12 protein-coding genes, 2 tRNA genes and 1 riboswitch are annotated in these 17,714 nt (G+C 64.9%); of the genes, 5 read left to right on the forward strand and 9 right to left on the reverse strand.

What is annotated here, in order from left to right; genetic code table 11:
- Positions 1 to 11 precede the first annotated feature (11 nt).
- Complete coding sequence (locus tag C8C93_RS03665) at positions 12 to 1,250, forward strand: DUF418 domain-containing protein (protein WP_370108148.1); 1,239 nt, start codon at positions 12 to 14, stop codon at positions 1,248 to 1,250.
- A gap of 30 nt (positions 1,251 to 1,280) precedes the next feature.
- Here C8C93_RS03665 and C8C93_RS03670 read toward each other — a convergent pair whose 3' ends face one another.
- Together C8C93_RS03670 and C8C93_RS03675 are read right to left on the reverse strand one after the other, a co-directional pair.
- Positions 1,281 to 2,099: an alpha/beta fold hydrolase gene (locus tag C8C93_RS03670; protein WP_121505950.1), complete on the reverse strand. Its 819-nt coding sequence runs from the start codon at positions 2,097 to 2,099 to the stop codon at positions 1,281 to 1,283.
- Positions 2,100 to 2,101: 2 nt separating this feature from the next.
- A complete protein-coding gene (locus tag C8C93_RS03675) occupies positions 2,102 to 3,412 on the reverse strand; it encodes an O-acetylhomoserine aminocarboxypropyltransferase (RefSeq protein ID WP_121505951.1) in 1,311 nt (436 codons plus the stop codon).
- A gap of 147 nt (positions 3,413 to 3,559) precedes the next feature.
- Between C8C93_RS03675 and C8C93_RS03680 the strand changes: the two genes are divergently transcribed.
- The gene (locus C8C93_RS03680) at positions 3,560 to 4,012 is read left to right on the forward strand and encodes a CBS domain-containing protein (RefSeq protein WP_121505952.1); all 453 of its coding nucleotides are present in this window, start codon (positions 3,560 to 3,562) and stop codon (positions 4,010 to 4,012) included.
- A 33-nt stretch (positions 4,013 to 4,045) separates the two neighbouring features.
- On the opposite strand, the gene C8C93_RS03685 is transcribed toward C8C93_RS03680, so the two are convergent.
- Entirely contained in the window at positions 4,046 to 6,280 is a 2,235-nt protein-coding gene (locus C8C93_RS03685; RefSeq protein WP_233559235.1) for an EAL domain-containing protein, read from the reverse strand.
- A gap of 173 nt (positions 6,281 to 6,453) precedes the next feature.
- On the opposite strand from C8C93_RS03685, the gene aroC reads away from it, so the two are divergent.
- Both aroC and C8C93_RS03695 read left to right on the forward strand, forming a co-directional pair.
- Positions 6,454 to 7,551, forward strand: coding sequence for a chorismate synthase (aroC, locus tag C8C93_RS03690; protein ID WP_055394766.1), 1,098 nt, complete (start codon positions 6,454 to 6,456; stop codon positions 7,549 to 7,551).
- 103 nt (positions 7,552 to 7,654) lie between these two features.
- On the forward strand, positions 7,655 to 9,472 hold the full coding sequence (locus C8C93_RS03695; protein WP_121505953.1) for a bifunctional UDP-sugar hydrolase/5'-nucleotidase: 1,818 nt from the start codon (positions 7,655 to 7,657) through the stop codon (positions 9,470 to 9,472).
- A 15-nt stretch (positions 9,473 to 9,487) separates the two neighbouring features.
- On the opposite strand, the gene C8C93_RS03700 is transcribed toward C8C93_RS03695, so the two are convergent.
- The 4 genes from C8C93_RS03700 to C8C93_RS03715 all read right to left on the reverse strand — a co-directional run bounded on the left by C8C93_RS03700 (position 9,488) and on the right by C8C93_RS03715 (position 13,514).
- Entirely contained in the window at positions 9,488 to 10,390 is a 903-nt protein-coding gene (locus tag C8C93_RS03700; RefSeq protein WP_121505954.1) for a DMT family transporter, read from the reverse strand.
- 289 nt (positions 10,391 to 10,679) lie between these two features.
- Positions 10,680 to 11,129 carry a transcriptional regulator NrdR gene (nrdR, locus tag C8C93_RS03705; RefSeq protein ID WP_055394770.1) on the reverse strand — a complete coding sequence of 150 codons (450 nt, stop codon included), beginning with the start codon at positions 11,127 to 11,129 and terminating at the stop codon, positions 10,680 to 10,682.
- A 17-nt stretch (positions 11,130 to 11,146) separates the two neighbouring features.
- Entirely contained in the window at positions 11,147 to 12,391 is a 1,245-nt protein-coding gene (glyA, locus tag C8C93_RS03710; RefSeq protein ID WP_121420559.1) for a serine hydroxymethyltransferase, read from the reverse strand.
- Positions 12,392 to 12,426: 35 nt separating this feature from the next.
- Positions 12,427 to 12,581: riboswitch (ZMP/ZTP riboswitch) on the reverse strand.
- Between the two features lie 93 nt (positions 12,582 to 12,674).
- On the reverse strand, positions 12,675 to 13,514 hold the full coding sequence (locus C8C93_RS03715) for a lytic transglycosylase domain-containing protein (protein WP_121505955.1): 840 nt from the start codon (positions 13,512 to 13,514) through the stop codon (positions 12,675 to 12,677).
- Positions 13,515 to 14,436: 922 nt separating this feature from the next.
- Between C8C93_RS03715 and C8C93_RS03720 the strand changes: the two genes are divergently transcribed.
- The gene (locus C8C93_RS03720; RefSeq protein WP_121505956.1) at positions 14,437 to 17,193 is read left to right on the forward strand and encodes a DUF349 domain-containing protein; all 2,757 of its coding nucleotides are present in this window, start codon (positions 14,437 to 14,439) and stop codon (positions 17,191 to 17,193) included.
- A 151-nt stretch (positions 17,194 to 17,344) separates the two neighbouring features.
- Here the strand turns inward: C8C93_RS03720 and C8C93_RS03725 are convergent.
- A tRNA-Leu gene (locus C8C93_RS03725) sits at positions 17,345 to 17,429 on the reverse strand.
- Between the two features lie 186 nt (positions 17,430 to 17,615).
- Positions 17,616 to 17,700: transfer RNA gene (locus C8C93_RS03730), tRNA-Leu, on the reverse strand.
- Positions 17,701 to 17,714 lie beyond the last annotated feature (14 nt).

Here is a 17,714-nt window from a genome sequence, read left to right on the forward strand (position 1 = left end):
CCATCGCCAGGATGACTTCCACGGAATCCACAACCACCCCGTCCTTCGCTGCCCCCGCAGGGGGCCGCGAACACGCCATCGACGCGCTGCGCGGCTTTGCGCTGCTGGGCATCCTCATGGTCAATGCGGGCAGCTTTGCCTCCACCTACTTTGGCGTGGGGGTGTCTGACCCGGCCTTCTCGCGGCCGGTGGACCACGCCGTGCGCTGGCTGGTGAGCTTCTTCTTCGAGACTAAGTTTTATCTGCTGTTCTCGATGCTGTTTGGCTATAGTTTTGCGCTGCAGATGGACGCTGCCCGGCGCACCGGCAGCGTTTTTGTACCGCGTTTTTTGCGGCGCTTGCTGGGGCTCGCATTGCTGGGGCTGGCGCATGCGTGGCTGCTGTTTGCGGGTGACATCCTGGTTACCTATGCGCTGCTGGGTGTGCTGCTGCTCGCATGGCGGGACGTGCGTCCGGGCACGGCAGTGGTGCTGGCACTGGTGCTGCTGGGGGCCACTGCCGCTGGCTGGGGCCTGTTGGCCTGGCTGGTGGCGCAGGTGCCGCCGATGGACTTGCCCCTGGCAGAGCTGCACGCCAAGGCGCAGCAAGCCGCGCAAGCGTATCGCGCCAGCGCCCTGGAGGCCATTGCGCAGAGCGGGCGGGACATGGCCGAGGGCGTGTGGTTTGTGCTGGTGTTCGTGCAGGGCCCGTGTGCGCTGGCCATGTTCCTGTTGGGGCTGGCGGCGCACCGCACCGGCTATCTGGCCACTGTGGCGCAGCACCCCGCGCGACTGCACCGCTGGATGGTGTGCTGCCTGCCGGTCGGTGTGGCGGGTGCGTTGTTCTATGCCTCTACGCAGGGAGGCGGCAGCGCTCACTCGCCCGAGCATGTGGGTCTGGCTGCACTGGCAGTGGATTTGGCCACCGCACCGTTTCTCACTTTCGGCTATGTCGCACTGCTGCTGTGGTTGCTGCAGCGCGGCCCTGCCGGCCGCCGGCTGGGCGCTGCGCTGCAACCAGCGGGGCGCATGGCACTGACGAACTACCTGCTGCAGTCGCTGGTGGGGGCGCTGGTCTTTACGGCCTACGGACTGGCGCTGGTGGGCCAAGTGTCGCCTGGGTGGGTGGTGCTGGGCGTGCTGGTGCTGTACGCCACCCAGCTGGCGTGGAGCCACCGCTGGATGGCCACGCAAGCCTATGGTCCGGTGGAATGGCTGCTGCGTGCTTTCACGCAGTGGCAGTGGCCCGCATGGCGGCGCGTCCCGGCCTGACTGCAGGCCGGGACGCGTGCGGAGCGCTGCTCAGCGGGCCAGAAAGTCGCGCAGCGCGAACAGCGTTTCTTCCGGCGCCTCGGTCATCTGGTTGTGGCCCACCGGCAGGTTGGCCATCGACACGGATTTGCCTGCTGCGCGTGCCGCATTCACCAGGCCCTGCGCGGCTCTGGGCGGTGTCATCTGGTCCTGGCTGCCTAGCGCAAACAGCACCGGGCAGGTGAGCTGCGCCATGGCGGCTTCGCCGCCGGTGTAGCTATCGCAGGCCACAAACCCCCGGTGGAACACGTTGACCGCCGTATTGCTGCGCAGCACCTTGCGCCCCAGCGCCATGCCCGCGCCAAACACCCAGGTGCCTGGGCCCAGGGCCGATGGGGGCGCAGACAAGGTGCTGCGCGAGAACACGTTGACCATGCGCATCGCCTTCTCGGGGTCGGTCTGTGACGCTTCGATGAGTGCGGGCGAGACCTTCATCGGGAAGGCGGTGCCCACCAGCACCAGGTGACTGATGCGGTCCTTCAGGCGCGCGGCCGCCTCCATGGCAATGAGTGAACCCCAGCTGTGGCCCACCAGCGCTGCGCGCTGCACACCGGCGGCATCGAGCAGCGCACCGATGAAGTCCGCGCCTTGCTCCACCGTGGCGGGCGCCTCGCCACTGCTGCGGCAGTGGCCGGGCAGGTCGATGGCCAGCACGTTCCAGCCGTGGTTGGCCATGTAGCGGCTTTGCAGGGCCCACACGCTGTGGTCGTTGAGCACGCCATGGATGAACACCACGGTCGGTTTGGCGGCATCAAATGCCTTGCCGCCGGCGTAGCAGTAGATGGAGGCGCCGTTGACTTGGATGTGCATGGTCAGGCCCCCGCCTTTTCTGCGGCTTTGAGCGCGCGTTTCAGGTCGTCAATGAGGTCGTCGGCATCTTCGAGGCCGATGGACAGGCGGATCGTGCCCTGGCTGATGCCTGCGCCCGCCAGCGCTTCGTCGCTCATGCGGAAATGCGTGGTGCTGGCCGGGTGGATCACCAGGCTGCGGCAGTCGCCCACATTGGCCAGGTGGCTGAAGACCTTGAGGGTTTCGATGAACTTCTTGCCCTGCTCGCGGTTGCCCTTGAGGTCGAAGCTGAACACCGACCCAGCGCCGCGTGGCAGCAGCTTTTGCGCGAGGGCGTGGCTCCCGTGCGACTCCAGCATGGGGTGGCCCACGCGCGACACAAAGGGCTGTGTGGCCAGAAAATCGACCACCTTCTCGGTGTTGCGCATGTGCTGCGCCATGCGCAGCGGCAGGGTTTCAATGCCTTGCAGGATGAGCCAGGCCGTGTGCGGGCTCATGCAGGCGCCAAAGTCGCGCAAGCCCTCGCGGCGCGCGCGCAGCAGAAAGGCGCCCACGGTGCTCTCCTCGGTGAACACCATGTTGTGAAAGCCGTCGTAGGGCTGGGTCAGCTCGGCAAACTTGCCGGCGGATTTTGGGCCGTCCCAGTCGAAGCTGCCGCCGTCGACCACGATGCCACCCACCACGGTGCCATGGCCTGAAAGGAACTTGGTGGCCGAGTGGTAGACCAGGTCGGCGCCATGCTCGAAGGGCTTGATGAGCCAGGGCGAGGTGAGCGTGGAGTCCACCAGCAGCGGCACACCGGCCTCGTGCGCAATCGCACTCACGGTGGGGATGTCCAGCACATCCAGGCCGGGGTTGCCCACGGTTTCGCCAAAGAACAGCTTGGTGTTGGGGCGTACGGCAGCGCGCCATCCGTCGATGTCGCCGGGCTTCACGAACGTGGTCTCGATGCCGAAGCGCGACAGCGTGTAGTGCAGCAGGTTCTGCGAGCCGCCATACAGCGCCGTGCTGGCCACGATGTGGCTGCCCGCGCCCATGAGTGTGGCAATCGCCAGGTGCAGCGCGGCCTGGCCGCTGGCGGTGGCAATCGCGCCGACGCCGCCTTCCAGTGCTGCCACGCGCTGTTCCAGCACCGCGTTGGTGGGGTTGCTGATGCGGCTGTACACATGGCCGCCGCGCTCCAGGTTGAACAGCGAAGCCGCGTGGTCGCTCGACTCGAAGACGAACGACGTGGTCAGGTGGATGGGCGTGGCGCGCGCGCCAGTGGCGGGGTCGGGGCTCGCGCCTGCGTGCAGCGCCAGCGTGTCAAAGCCGGGGTCGGAGTAACCGGGCATCTTGTGTCTCCCATGTTGTCAATGCAGGCGGGCATTGTGGGCTATATTTGCCGACAAACGGCCTGCAGCACCTCGGCAACCCCAGCGGATGTGCTGGTGCCTGTGGGTCCACACATACTCTTCCCGATCCCCCGGAGACTCTGCACCATGAAAGTCAGCGACATCCTTCGCGTCAAAGGCAACACCCTCTACACCGCATTGCCGGACGAGCCGCTGGCGGGTGCCGTGAGCCTGATGGCCGAGCGCGACATTGGCTCGCTGGTGGTGATGGAGCATGGCGACCTGGTGGGCATGCTCACCTTCCGCGAGGTGATCCAGGCCCTGGTCAAAAACGGGGGCAGCGTGGGCACGATGCTGGTGCGCTCGGCCATGGACGACGCGCCCCTGACCTGCACGCTCGAAACCGACATGGACGAAGTGCGCCGCATGATGCTGGACCGCCATGCGCGCTACATGCCCGTGATGGACCGCCGCATGCTGATGGGCGTGATCAGCTTTTACGACGTGGCGAAGGCCGTCGTGGACAGCCAGAACTTCGAGAACAAGATGCTCAAGGCCTACATCCGCGACTGGCCGGAAGACGAGTCCCGCAGCGGCTGAACGCTGCGACGTCTGCGACACCGAGCGCTGTTCTCAACTCACGCCCCGCGCAGGCGCACAAAGCCAGGCTTCCAGTTCATCTGGTGGCATGGGCCTGCCGAACAGATAGCCCTGCATCACAGGGCAACCGTGGGCCTGTAGCCATTGCTGCTGGCCTGTAGTTTCCACCCCTTCGGCCACCACCACCATGCCCAGGCTGTGGGCAATGCTGAGCACCGATACCGTGAGCGCGCGTGCGGTGGGGCTGGTGGTGAGGTCCTGCACAAACGCCATGTCCAGCTTGAGTTCGCTGATGGGCAGGCGGTGCAGGTAGCTCAGGCTGGAGTAGCCGGTGCCAAAGTCATCGAGCGACAGCTTAAAGCCCTTGTGGTGCAGCGCCTCGATGTTGGCCAGCGTTACCGGCCGTGCATCCATCATCACGCTTTCGGTGATCTCCAGCAGCACATCGTTGGTGCGCAGGCCGTGGCGCTCCAGCGCGTCGCAGACCTGCTGCGCAAACTCTGCCTGGTGAAAACTGCGTCCTGACAGGTTCACGGCCACGCAGGGCACGCTGTGGCCAGCTGCACGCCAGGCCGACAGCTGCGCACAGGCTTCGTCCAGCAGCCACAAGGTCAGTTCGTGAATGAGGCCGGCCTCTTCGGCCACTGGGATGAACCGGCTGGGGGGCACCATGCCCCATTCGGGGTGTTGCCAGCGCGCCAGGGCTTCCACACCGTGCAGGGTGCCAGGCGCACTGCTGAGCACCTGGGGTTGGTAGTGCAGGCTCAGGCTGCGGTCGGCCAGCGCCTGGCGCAAGGCGCGTTCCAGGGCGGCGCGCTCCTGTGCGCGCCGGTTCATTTCGGCGCTGAACAATTGCAGGCTGTGCCTGTGGTCGCTTTTGGCCTGGACCATGGCTTGGTCAGCGTGGCGCAGCAGCGTGTCGATCGCATCGCCATCGTCCGGAAACATCGCAATGCCAATGCTGGCGTGGCAGGCATGGGCTTGCCCGTGGAGGTCCATGGGGCGGGCCATCTCTTGCAGGATGCTCTGGGCCATCTGCACGACTTGCCCAGTGCTGCACTCGGACAACAGCAGCACGAATTCATCACCCGCCAGCCGGCCGATCAGATCGCGCGCGCGCAGGCACTGCGTGAGTCGCTTGGCCACTTCGCACAACAGCGCGTCGCCTGCGGAATGGCCCAGGGTGTCGTTGACCTGCTTGAAGCGATCCAGGTCGATGAAGAGCACCGCACCAGGGTGGTCTTCCTGCCGCAGGCTGGCCAGCGCACGCTCCGCACTGCTGCGGAACATGGCGCGGTTGGGCAGGCCCGTGAGTTCATCAAAAAAGGCGAGTTGGTGAATGCGCTGGCGTGTGGCGTTGCGTTCAATGGCCAGCGCACACAAGTGCAGGCACACGTCCACCAGCCTATGGTGCAGCGCGTCGGGCGCGCGCGGCTCCCGAAAATAAAAGGCAAAGGTGCCAATCACCTTGCCTGCGTGGTCACAGATCGGGCTGGACCAGCAGGCTCGCATGCCGCTGGGCTCAAACAGGGTGCGGTAGTCGGCCCACAAGGGGTCGGTGGCGATGTCGGTGACCACAACAGGCGCCCGCCGGAAGGCCGCAGTGCCACACGATCCGGCACAAGGGCCGATGGGAACCCCGTCCAGCGCCTGGCAGATGGCGGGGGGCAGCCCGGGCGCTGCCAGCGGGTGCAGCAGGCCCAGCTCGTCCACGGACAGGATGGAGGCCGTGACTTCGGGGGCGATGCGTTCCACTTCGCGGCACACCAGAGCCATCAGGTCGGCGAGCGGCAATTCGTTGACCATGCCCTCCAGCACGCGCTTTTGAAGCACCTCGTGCATCTTGGTGAGTGTGATGTCGGTCAGCACCGTGATGCTGCCCCCCGGTCCGCCGGAGGCCTCGTTCGAGGCATTGATCATCATCGACACCCAGCGTGGCTGGCCAGCCTTGCTGTACAGCAGCGTCTCTATATGAAAGCCCCCTTGCTGGTCGATGCCATCACGGATTTCGCTCAGCAGCCCGGGGTCGGAGTGTGGGCCCAGCAGCACGTCGCTGAGGTATTTGCCCAGCACCTCCGCAGGGCTGAACCCAAACAGGCGGGTGAATCCTTCATTCACATACACCACGTGCCGGGTGCTGTTGCTCATCACGATGGCGTTGTCGCTGGCATCCAGTGCCCTGCGCAACGGGGCATCGGCCAAAGGGGCTGGCGGCAGGATGCCGTGGTGGGAAGGAGGGCCGGAAGTGTGCGGGGCTGAAACGGGCATGGATGTCCCAAAGATCGTCCATGGATGCTAGCAAGTGCGCGCCGCACTGCCAAGCGCGTTTGTGGCAAGTATTCATCTGAACCCCATGTTGTGCCTGTCATTCTTGGGTGGGGCATGCTCTCTGGCGGGGTCCAGCGACGGCGGCGCACGCCGCTCTGGGATAATCCCGCCCCATGAGCGGCAACACCTTCGGAACCCTATTCGCAGTCACCAATTTTGGTGAATCCCACGGCCCGGCCATTGGCTGCGTGATCGACGGTTGTCCGCCCGGCATGCCGCTGTCCGAGGCGGACATCCAGGCCGACCTGGACCGGCGCCGCCCTGGCACCAGCCGCCACGTCACGCAACGCAACGAGCCCGATGCGGTGGAAATCCTCTCCGGCGTGTACGAGGGCAAGACCACGGGCACGCCCATCGCGCTGCTGATCCGCAACACCGACCAGCGCAGCAAGGATTACAGCAACATCGCCGAGAGCTTTCGCCCCGGCCATGCCGACTACACCTACTGGCACAAGTACGGCATCCGGGACCCGCGTGGCGGTGGCAGGTCGTCGGCCCGGCTGACGGCTCCCACGGTGGCTGCGGGCGCGGTGGCCAAGAAGTGGCTGGCCCAGCAATACGGTGCACAGTTTCGCGCCTGCATGACGCAGCTGGGCGAGCTGGCCATCCCGTTCGAGAGCTGGGAGCATGTGCGCAGCAACCCCTTCTTCGCCCCCGTGGCCGACGTGCAGCAGTACGAGGACTACATGGATGCCCTGCGCAAGGCCGGTGATTCGTGCGGTGCCCGCATCCGCGTGCAGGCCACCGGCGTGCCGGTGGGCCTGGGTGAGCCGCTGTACGACAAGCTTGATGCCGACATTGCCCACGCCATGATGGGCCTCAATGCTGTCAAGGGCGTGGAAATCGGCGCTGGGTTTGCCAGCGTGGCCCATCGGGGCACCATGCACGGTGACTCGATGACGCCCCAGGGCTTTCGCACCAACAACGCCGGTGGTGTGCTGGGCGGCATCAGCACCGGGCAGGACCTGGAGGTGAGCATTGCGATCAAGCCCACCAGTTCCATCATCAGCCCGCGTGAATCGATCGATGTGCATGGCAACAGCACCGAGGTCATCACCAAGGGCCGCCACGACCCCTGCGTGGGCATCCGCGCCGCCCCGATTGCCGAGGCGCTGCTGGCACTGGTCGTCATGGACCACGCCCTGCGCCATCGCGCCCAGTGTGGCGACGTGGTGCCCCCGGTGCCGCCTATCCAGGCATCGTTCCTGTAACGGGCGCGCTGCGCTGCGGGTAGAGCACGGGCTTTCGGTGCTGGTGACGCAGAGGGCGTGCAGCGATGCGCGCCCTTTTTTCTTGGATGGAATGAGGTAGTCCATGCGCAGCTTGTTGGCACAGGGTTTCATGGGATCGCAGCGAGGTCGCCGCAAGGTCACACTCGCGACGGTGGCCACACTGGGGGCGCTGCTGGCGGGCTGCGGCACGGCTTTGCCAACTGGCGATGGGCGAACCCCTCAGCACATCGACATCACGCTCATTGGCTTCAACGACCTGCACGGCAACCTGGAACCGCCGCGCATGGCGCATACCGTCCAGACTGCGGCGGGGCCGGTCTCGGTGCCTGCCGGGGGCATGGCTTATTTCGCCAGCGCCATGGCGGCGCTCAAGGCCCGGGGGCCGCACCACGCCGTGGTTTCGGCGGGGGACATGGTGGGTGCATCGCCGCTGCTGTCGTCACTGTTCCTGGATGAGCCCACCATCGAGGCGGTCAACGCCATGCAGATCGACTTCAATGCCGTGGGCAACCATGAGTTCGACCGGGGCTGGCGCGAACTGCTGCGCCTGCAGCACGGCGGCTGCGAGAAGTTCACTGCGCGCCAGCCCTGCCAGATCAGCCAGCCCTTCGTTGGGGCGCGGTTCGGCTTCCTGGCCGCCAACACCGTGCGCACCGAGGATGGGCGCACGCTGCTGCCTGCCACCGGCATCAAACGATTTACCGAGGGTGGAGTGACCGTCACCCTGGGCGTGATCGGCCTCACGCTGCAGGCCACGCCCACCATGGTCAGCCCTTCGGGTGTGGCGGGCCTGCGCTTTGAGGACGAAGCGGCCACGGCCAACGCGCTGATTCCGCTGCTGCGTGCCCAGGGCGCCGATGTAATCGCTGTGGTCATCCACGAGGGCGGCGGCGCCACGGCCGGCGTGCAGGAGACCAGCTGCGCGGGCCTTTCGGGCGACATCGTGCCCATCCTGGAGCGGCTGGACCCGGCGGTGGACGTGGTGGTCTCGGGCCACACGCACCAGGCCTATGTTTGCGACTACGGCCGCGTGAACCCGGCCAAGCCCTTTCTGCTGACCAGCGCGGGCCAGTACGGCACGCTGCTCACGGACATCCAGTTGCGGGTGGACACGCGCACCCGCCGCGTGGTGCACAAAGCCGCGCGCAATGTCATCGTGCAGGGCGAGGCGTTCACGGGCAGCCAGGGGCACGTGCCCCTGACCTCCGCCGTGCCGTCCTTTGCGGCGGATCCGCAGGTGCAGAAAGTCATCGACACCTACCGCGCGGCTGCCGTGCCGCTGGCCCAGCGCCCCGTGGGGCAGGCCGCTGGCGCCCTGCGGCGCACACCGGCCCCGTCGCTCGAAAGCGCGCTGGGCAATCTGGTGGCCGATGCCCAGCTCCACGCCATGCGTGCACCGGAGCAGGGTGGGGCGCAGCTATCGTTCATGAACCCGGGTGGCCTGCGCGCTGATCTGGTGCCCGATGAACAAGGGCTGGTGCGCTATGGCCAGCTCTATGCGGTGCAGCCCTTCGGCAACCAGTTGGTCGTCAAGACCTTCACGGGCGCGCAGATCAAGGCGGCGCTGGAGCAGCAGTTCGCCAGCGGCAGCAACACCGTGCAGCGGCCCCGGGTGCTGTTGGTGTCTGCAGGGTTTTCGTACCGCTATGACCTCACCCAGCCAGTGGGTGCGCGTATTAGCCACATGGTGCTGAACGGCACACCGCTGCACGACGATGCGCAGGTGCGCGTGGTGATGAGCAGCTACCTCGACAGCGGCGGGGACAACTTCACCGTGCTGGCCGAAGGCCGCGACCGCCTGGTGGGCGGGCTGGACCTGGATGCGCTGGAGGCTTACTTCCGCGCCCACAGCCCGGTGCCGGTGCCCGCCACGGACCGCATCACGCGCGGGGCCCGCTGAGGCGCTTGCTGGTTCTTAGCTGCGCCCCGGGCGCATTGCCGCCAGCCAGCGCAGCGGGTTGAATCCTGTCACCAGCCCGGTGGCCACCAGCACCAGCGCTCCGCCCCACACCATCCCGGGGCCCAAGGCCTCGCCCAGAAAGATGTGGCCCCAGGCCACACCGAACAGCGGGATCATGAAGGCCGAACTCATTGCTGCCACGGGCGAGACATGTTTGAGCACCCGCAGGTTGAGCCAGTAGGCCAGGCCCGAGGTCACGATGCCCATCACGGCCACCGCAGCCAGTGCCCCCGGTGTGAAACGGGCCTCGGGCAAGCTCCACGCAGCGCCCGGAAGCAGCAACACCAGTGCGGCGGCGTGGATGCCTGCGGCAATCGACAACGGGGACATTCGCGTCGTGGCGCGCTTCATCCACGTCGTAGAGATGCCATAGCAGGCTGACGCTGCCACACAGGCCGCCGCTGCCATCAGCAAGGCAGGCGTGGGCTCCACGGGCCCCAGCTGCACGATCAGCGCCACCCCCGCAAAGCCGCAGACGCAACCCAGCCACTTGCGCGTGCTCAGTGTGTCCTCCTTCATCCACGCGGCGGCAATCACGCCAAAGGGCACGGCCATGGTGTTGAGCAGTGAGCTGTAGCCGGCGGGCAGGTGCAAGGCCGCCCAGGCATACAGCAGAAAAGGCAGTGCGACGGTGAGCGTGCCCAGCCCGAACAGCTCGCGCCAATGGCGCCACGGCCAGGGTTCGTTGGCGACCCGCATGATGCCCATCAGCGTCAACGTGGCCAGGCCAATGCGCAGCGCAGCCATCACGTTGGGCCCGAGCACGGGGCTGGCAATGCGGATGAAAAGAAAGGAGGCGCCCCACAGGGCGGACAGCAGCACCAGCTGCAGGAAGTGGCGGGTTTTCACCGGGCGCATTGTGGAGTACAGGCGAGTCGCGCGCTGGCTCGCACCAGGCCAGTTTTCAAGCCAAATTGGCGTCTAGCGCTTGTCCAGAAAGCGTGCGCAGCTATTAATTTTGGAGCGTGCTGCGGTGTAGCACGCGCGACAGCGCCCGCCCGCGCAGGTCCACAGGTATCGCCTGTGGATGTGATTGCTACATTATTTGCAGCTGCTAGCGCTTGTGTGATAAGCGCTGGAGGCCAAAATCGCCTGAGATCATCCGGCCCTGTAGCCGACACCGGTGCAGACAGCAATACGAAGGCTTTTACTTGCGCACTTCGTCGACCATGGCGCGGAAGTCGTCGATGTCTTCAAAGCTGCGGTACACGCTGGCAAAGCGGATGTAGGCCACCTTGTCGAGCTTCTTGAGCTCGCGCATCACCAGCTCACCAATGCGGCTGGAGATCACCTCGCGCTGGCCCAGGTTGAGCAGCTTTTCCTCGATGCGCTCGATGGCGCTGTCGATCTGGTCGGTGCTCACGGGGCGCTTGCGCAAAGCCAGGTTGAACGAGGCGAGCAGCTTGCCCCGGTCGTATTCAATGCGGCGCCCGTCCTTCTTGACGATGGCCGGGAAGTTCACTTCCGGCCGCTCGTAGGTGGTAAAGCGCTTGTCGCACGCGCCGCACTGGCGGCGGCGGCGGATGAAGACCCCATCCTCAGACACCCGCGTTTCAACGACTTGCGTCTCGAGGTGGCTGCAGAAGGGGCACTTCATGGTTTTCGGCTGTGGATTTAGCCGTAGACGGGGAAGCGGGCGGTCAGGGCATTGACCTTGGCACGCACCGCAGCGATGTTGGCTTCGTCGCGCGGGTTGTCCAGCACGTCGGCGATCAGATTGGCCGTGATGCGGGCCTCTTCTTCCTTGAAGCCGCGCGTGGTCATGGCGGGGGTGCCAATGCGCACGCCGCTGGTCACCATCGGCTTTTCAGGGTCGTTGGGGATCGCGTTCTTGTTGATGGTCATGTGGGCGGCGCCCAGCACGGCCTCGGCTTCCTTGCCGGTGATGCCCTTGGCGCGCAGGTCCACCAGCATCACGTGGCTTTGCGTGCCGCCGCTCACGATGCGCAGGCCGCGTGCGGTCAGCGTCTCGGCCACCACCTTGGCGTTCTTCGCTACTTGCTCCTGGTAGGCCTTGAACTCGGGCTGCAGAGCTTCCTTGAAGGCCACGGCCTTGGCGGCGATCACGTGCATCAGCGGGCCGCCTTGCAGGCCGGGGAAGATGGCGCTGTTGATAGCCTTTTCGTGCTGGGCCTTCATCAGGATGATGCCGCCACGGGGGCCGCGCAGGCTCTTGTGCGTGGTGGAGGTGACCACGTCGGCGTGGGGCACGGGGTTGGGGTACACGCCAGCTGCGATCAAGCCAGCGTAGTGGGCCATGTCCACCATGAAGATCGCACCCACGTCCTTGGCCACCTTGGCAAAGCGCGCAAAGTCGATGTGCAGGCTGTAGGCCGATGCACCGGCGATGATGAGCTTGGGCTTGGTCTCGTGGGCCTTCTTTTCCATCGCTTCATAGTCGATGGCTTCGTTGGCGTCCAGGCCGTAGGAGACCACGTTGAACCACTTGCCCGACATGTTCAGCGGCATGCCGTGTGTGAGGTGGCCGCCTTCGGCCAGGCTCATGCCCATGATGGTGTCGCCGGGCTTGAGGAAGGCCAGGAACACGGCCTCGTTGGCAGAGGCGCCGCAGTGGGGCTGCACGTTGGCGGCTTCGGCGCCGAAGATCTGCTTGACGCGGTCGATGGCCAGTTGCTCGGCCACGTCCACATGCTCGCAGCCACCGTAGTAGCGCTTGCCGGGGTAGCCTTCGGCGTATTTGTTGGTCAGCTGCGTGCCCTGCGCCCACATCACGGCGGGGGAGGCATAGTTCTCGCTGGCGATCAGCTCGATGTGGTGCTCTTGCCGGGCGTTTTCAGCCTGGATGGCGGCAAACAGTTCGGGGTCGGTTTGTTCGACAAGAATATTGCGGTCGTACATGATTGGCAGTCCTATGAACTTGTGTCCCTTGAAACAAGGGCTGCCCAGGCGAACGGCTGAACGCAGAAGGGATAAACCCCGTGCGGCACGCTTCCCAGTGGTTCACAAGAGGCAGGCCCTTGTCGGTTTCCACGTCAGCGGCAGCACCCTGTGTGGGATGCCGCGCCTATCGCCAGTCGCGTACCTCGCTAGTGTAGCTGACGTGACGCACACAAAGGTGCCAGGGAAATGGGAGGCGGTGTGCCCGGGGGATGTTTCTGCCCCCAGGGGCTCGCGAACCTTGTCAGAGCCCAGAGAGCAGGGCCACTTTGTCACCGCTGGCGGCAGGCGTTGCGGGCGGTGCGGCCACCGGGATGACCTGTGCGGGAGCCTGGGTGGAGAGGTTGGGTGGTGGCGTGGTGGGCATGGTACGGCCACCGGCGACCTGGCGCAGCCGGAAATGCTCGGCCATCACCTTGGCCGCATAGCCGCCATCGTCGGCAAGGTTGCCTGCGCCGACATAAAAGCGCAGCCCGCCCTCCACCGAACCGGCGCGCGCAATGCACTCCTGCAGAACCTTCACGCCCACACGCAGATTGCTCACGGGGTCAAAGGCAGCAAAGTGCCCGCCAAAGTTCTGGTACTTGTCGGTGTGCACATTGGTCATCACCTGCATCAGCCCCTGGGCGCCAACGGCGCTTTGTGCAAACGGGTTGAAGCTCGACTCGATGGCCATGATGGCAAGGATCAGCGTCGGGTCGATCTTGGACTTTGCGCCAATTTCATAGGCCTCGGCCACCAGCACGCTCAGCGGCTCAGGGGCCACACGGTACTTCTTGCTGAGCCAGAAGGCGACGGCAGCCTGCTCTTTGGGCAGGTCCTTGGGGTTGCCCGCCGTGGCGCGCTCACTGGCTTCTGGTTCGATGGGCATGCCAAGCACTTCCACTTGGCGGGCCTGCAGCCAGTTCATCAACTGTGCTTCACCAACCTGGCGCAAGTCCGGGCGGGCCGTGAGGGTGATCACGACGAAGGCGACAGCAAGACCGATGAGGGCAAAGCTGTTGTGGGTGATTTCAAGAAAACCTTCGGTCACGTCGGCCACGAAGGTCCGCACGCCGGAGACTATTTTTCCTGACGCTGTCATAGCTCTTCCTTTCTGAGGCGCCACAGTGAGCCGGGCAGTCGTCGGGGACTGTCTCGTCTCGGCGGATCGCCTGGATTGGTACGCCATCAAGTGAGGCCGCACGTCTTTGGTGTGCTTGGGGCCTGCTTTGACTTAGCCGGGTTCGGCAGCGAGGTTGGGGTTTTTACTAGCCCGTTTTGGGGCTGGCGGATTCTAGAAGTTCACTAAATGCTTAGTCAATACTAACATCTTGATTTTTAAGATCATTAAGTTATGAAAAGTATGTAAAAAATCACAGGTTTTAGGGGGTGTGCGCCGACCTGGGGCTTGGGACTTCGCGAGCTGTTGTTACGTGCGTATGTCAAATTCAATCGCCGGTCTTTTTGCCATTGAGAATCCAGTTTGAGTTGCGGCGGCGCCTTTGGTAAGGTTGCGCTGCCTGTAGATTTCAGGCATCGCCAGACGAAGCCAAGTCTCCCTCCGAGGGCATTCAGTGTCCTGGTGCAGCAGATGCGGCCTCTACGGCAAACCCCTGGAGGCAATACCTTGCCTCCTCGCCATGTGGACCTTCATCTCCGCATCGCGACCGATGGCAAAGACCGTTGTGTCAGCCGTCAAGCCCGGCAGGCAGGCCTTGAGGCCCTGTCTGCCGGGCTTTCTTGTTTGTGGCGTGGCGTGCTTTTGGGCTCTTGGCCCTTATATATAGATAATGGGGGCTGTTCCCTAGAGCGGCGGCACCCTTGCAGGGCCGCAGCATGTCAGCCCGTCTGGCAAAGCCTTGTGCCAGATCACCCCCCAGGGCTTGGCACACCGCCATGCTGCGGCCTGTTTGCCAAACCCGGTGAAAATAGCCGCTTTGTTGCCCTGGCGCGCGTGCAGCGCAGTTGCCGGGGCAGGCCTTCAGGCAGTGCGCCCGGGGCCGCCTTTGTTATCCATTGGATCCATGTTTCCATTTTTTTCCCGCAGCAAAATGTCCGACGCACCTGAAGTGAATCCGGCCCCGGCCAAAACCCATGAGCCGCATCCGCTTGATGCGCTGACCGGTGGCGCTTTTTCTGCCGCTACCTCAGGCGAGCGCGCCTCCCGCATTCGTGACTGGCTGGCTACCCAGCCAGACCACGAGCAGTTGCAGGAGGTTTTCAAAGAGTTGAGCGGGCGTGACAAGGGCGCCGCGCGCGCGGTGCGTGAGCGCCTCGATGAAATCCGCCGCGCCAAGGGCCAGGAGGTCATTGCCGCCGAGTGGGCTGAAAAAGCGCAGGTGCTGCTTGCAGCCCCTAAGCTCAACATTGCCGATGCCCTGGCATGGCAGCGTGATGCCGCCAAGGCGGGCGCACCGCTGTCCCGCGAGCCCTTGTCTGTGCTCAAGGTACAGGTCGCGGATCGCGTGAAGGTGATCGAGGATCTGCAGCACCGCGTTCAGGTGCAGCGTGAGGCGGCTGTGCTGCTGGCCCAGCGCATCGAAGTGCTTTCCACCAAGTCCTGGCGTGACGCTCAGGCGGCGTTGGAGCTGTTGCGTGCCGATGTGGCCCGCTGGCAGGAACAGGCGCAGGAGTTGACTGGCGATGCCAGTTGGGCCAGTGTGGAGGCACGTTTCCCCCCCTTGCTCGATGCGTCGCGCACCCAGCTGCTGGTGGTGTGGGAGGCATTCCAGCCCGCACTGGCCCAGGCTGTAGCGGCCGCCGAAGATGTCAATGCACCGCTGCCGCCAGTGCCCGTCTGGGCGGATGAGCTGCGTACCGCGCGCGGCCAGCCCACGGAGGCTGCTGCTGCCGCTGCGGCCGCCAAGCCTGCGCGTGTTGCCAAGCCCAAAGTCGCGCCGGAAGTGATTGAAAAGGCCGCGCAAAGCGTGCGGGAAGCCTTGGCGGTCCTCGAAAAGGAAACTGCCGAGGGCCATGGGAAGGCCAGTGCCGGGGCTGCAGCCGCGCTGCGCGCCGTGCTCAAGGTGCATGGCAAACACATCGATAGCACCCTGGAGCAGCAGGTGCATACGGCCCTGGTGGCGGCTGGTGAGCTGGAAGGCTGGCAACGCTGGAGCGCAGACCAGGTGCGCGAAGACCTGGTGGCCAAGGCTGAGGCCTTGCTCAACCGCCCTGAGGGCCAGGCCCTGGGCGGCCGCAAGATGCAGGAAACCCTGCGCAACCTGCGCGAGCAGTGGAAACAGGCAGACCAGGGCGGGGCTCCCAACCACAGCCTGTGGAAGAAATTCGACGAAGCCTGCAACGCTGCGCACAAGGTGGTGGAGGCGTGGCTTGACAAGATCCGCACCGAAGCCGCTGAGCACAAAGCCCAACGTCTGGCGCTGATCGAAGAGGTCAAGGCGTGGGCGCAGGAACATGCCAACTCTGGCGACTGGAAAGCCATCAACCGTGCCCTCCACCAGTTTGGTGATCGCTGGCGCGAAGGCGGCCATGTGGGCGAGAAGCTGTTTGCGGAACTGCAACCCCTTTGGAAGCAGGCGATTTCCATGGCAGCTGCTCCCCTGGAAGCTGCACAGAAGGAAAGCCTGGCCCGCCGTCATGCAATGATTGATGAGGCCATGGCCCTTGGTGCGGCCCCCACTTTGCGCATCGATGCGGTCAAGGCGCTGCAGCAGCGCTGGCAGGCTGAGGCGCAAACCGTGCCCTTGGACCGCAAGCACGAGCAGAAGCTGTGGGATGCGTTTCGCAAACCCATCGATGAAGCCTTCAACCGCAAGTCGGCAGACCGCGAGCGCGCGGTGACCGAATTGAGCGCACGTGATCGCGTGGTGCTGGAGGCTTCGAAGGCCCTGGAGGCTGCCAATGCCAGCGGTGATGCGCAGCAGATTCGCGCGGCCATGCAGGCGCTGGAAGCTGCACTGCGCGGTCAGGCCCAGGCGGCAGAAGCTGTGGCCACGGCGCAAAAGGATGCTCAGGCGCATTCAGAGGCGCAGGCAGGCGCTCTCCCGGTTGCTACCGAGGGTGGCGCCGGTGAATCTGCCGAAACCCCCGATGGTGGTGAAGTTGCCGAGGTTGCCACTCCAGCGCCCGCAGCACCTAAGCCTGCTGCCCGGCCTGTGGTGGCAGTGCGCGGTGACGACCGCCCCGGCATGAAGAAGGATGCGCCTGCGGCCCCTGGCCGTGGTGCGCGTCCAGGCGACCGCCGCGATGGTCGTCCGGGTGATCGCGATGGCGCCCGTGGCCCGCGTGGCGATGGCCGCATGGGCGACCGTGCTGACCGTGGCGGCCGTTTTGGCGAGCGCCCAGCGTTCGAGGACCGCGGCCCCCGCCTGGGTGACACCGCGTTCCGCGCCCAGCGCGAAGCCATGGAGCATGCCCAGCTGGCCTTGAAGAAGCTGGCGGCTCAGGCCCACGGCGAGGCGCTGACCCAGTTGTTGACGGCCTGGGAGAAGCGCGATGCAGCGCTGGTGCCCGGCACGCAAGATCTGGGTTCGGGTGTGACGGCATCGGTGCGCAGCGCCTGGACGCAAGCGCTGACGGCTGCCCCCAAGGGTGATGCGGCAGAAGCGCTGCTGCGCCTGGAGATGGCGGCTGAGGCTCCCACGCCGGCGGAGCACATCGCTGCCCGTCGCATGCTGCAGTTGCAGCTGCTGACGCGCCGCAATGATCCTGCGCCTGCACAGACCTGGGGGCAGGATGTGGCGCGCGTGCTGGCCAGCTCCAGCGATGCAGGCAGCGCACGCCGTTTGCAGAACGTGCTGAAAACACTGCTGCGCAAGTGATGTGATGTGACGGGTGGGCATGTGCACTGCGGTGTGTGTGTGCTCACAGCGCTTACCGCAACACGCAAGACGAGATCGCTGGTGGTCTCGTTTTTCTTTGGCGGCCAGAAAACAAAAAAGCCGTTGCAACTGCAACGGCTTTTTATGTGTTTGGTGCCCAGGAGAGGACTCGAACCTCCACGATGTTACTCGCTAGTACCTGAAACTAGTGCGTCTACCAATTCCGCCACCTGGGCTTTCAGATCAGCCTCGAATTATAGGATAAGAAACTCGGGCTTCTGAAGAGTTTTCAAAAAAATGTGCCGTCGGTTCAAAATTCTTTGGCCGCAACAGGGAGGGCAAAACGTATCGCCAAATAAAAAAGCCGCTGTGTGTACAGCGGCTTCGATATTTTGAAAACCATCGCTGGTTCTCGTTAAACTTGGTGCCCAGGAGAGGACTCGAACCTCCACGATGTTACTCGCTAGTACCTGAAACTAGTGCGTCTACCAATTCCGCCACCTGGGCATTTCAGGAAAGTC

The sequence above is a fragment of the Acidovorax sp. 93 genome, assembly GCF_003633835.1.
Classification (GTDB): domain Bacteria; phylum Pseudomonadota; class Gammaproteobacteria; order Burkholderiales; family Burkholderiaceae_C; genus Acidovorax; species Acidovorax facilis.

Bases quoted from the DNA above. Each gene is read 5' to 3' on its own strand.
- C8C93_RS03685 (WP_233559235.1), bottom strand. From the start codon at position 6,280: ATGCCCGTTTCAGCCCCGCACACTTCCGGCCCTCCTTCCCACCACGGC.
- C8C93_RS03665 (WP_370108148.1), top strand. From the start codon at position 12: ATGACTTCCACGGAATCCACAACCACCCCGTCCTTCGCTGCCCCCGCA.
- C8C93_RS03670 (WP_121505950.1), bottom strand. From the start codon at position 2,099: ATGCACATCCAAGTCAACGGCGCCTCCATCTACTGCTACGCCGGCGGC.
- C8C93_RS03675 (WP_121505951.1), bottom strand. From the start codon at position 3,412: ATGCCCGGTTACTCCGACCCCGGCTTTGACACGCTGGCGCTGCACGCA.
- nrdR (WP_055394770.1), bottom strand. From the start codon at position 11,129: ATGAAGTGCCCCTTCTGCAGCCACCTCGAGACGCAAGTCGTTGAAACG.
- C8C93_RS03720 (WP_121505956.1), top strand. From the start codon at position 14,437: ATGTTTCCATTTTTTTCCCGCAGCAAAATGTCCGACGCACCTGAAGTG.
- C8C93_RS03695 (WP_121505953.1), top strand. From the start codon at position 7,655: ATGCGCAGCTTGTTGGCACAGGGTTTCATGGGATCGCAGCGAGGTCGC.
- C8C93_RS03715 (WP_121505955.1), bottom strand. From the start codon at position 13,514: ATGACAGCGTCAGGAAAAATAGTCTCCGGCGTGCGGACCTTCGTGGCC.
- C8C93_RS03700 (WP_121505954.1), bottom strand. From the start codon at position 10,390: ATGCGCCCGGTGAAAACCCGCCACTTCCTGCAGCTGGTGCTGCTGTCC.
- aroC (WP_055394766.1), top strand. From the start codon at position 6,454: ATGAGCGGCAACACCTTCGGAACCCTATTCGCAGTCACCAATTTTGGT.
- glyA (WP_121420559.1), bottom strand. From the start codon at position 12,391: ATGTACGACCGCAATATTCTTGTCGAACAAACCGACCCCGAACTGTTT.
- C8C93_RS03680 (WP_121505952.1), top strand. From the start codon at position 3,560: ATGAAAGTCAGCGACATCCTTCGCGTCAAAGGCAACACCCTCTACACC.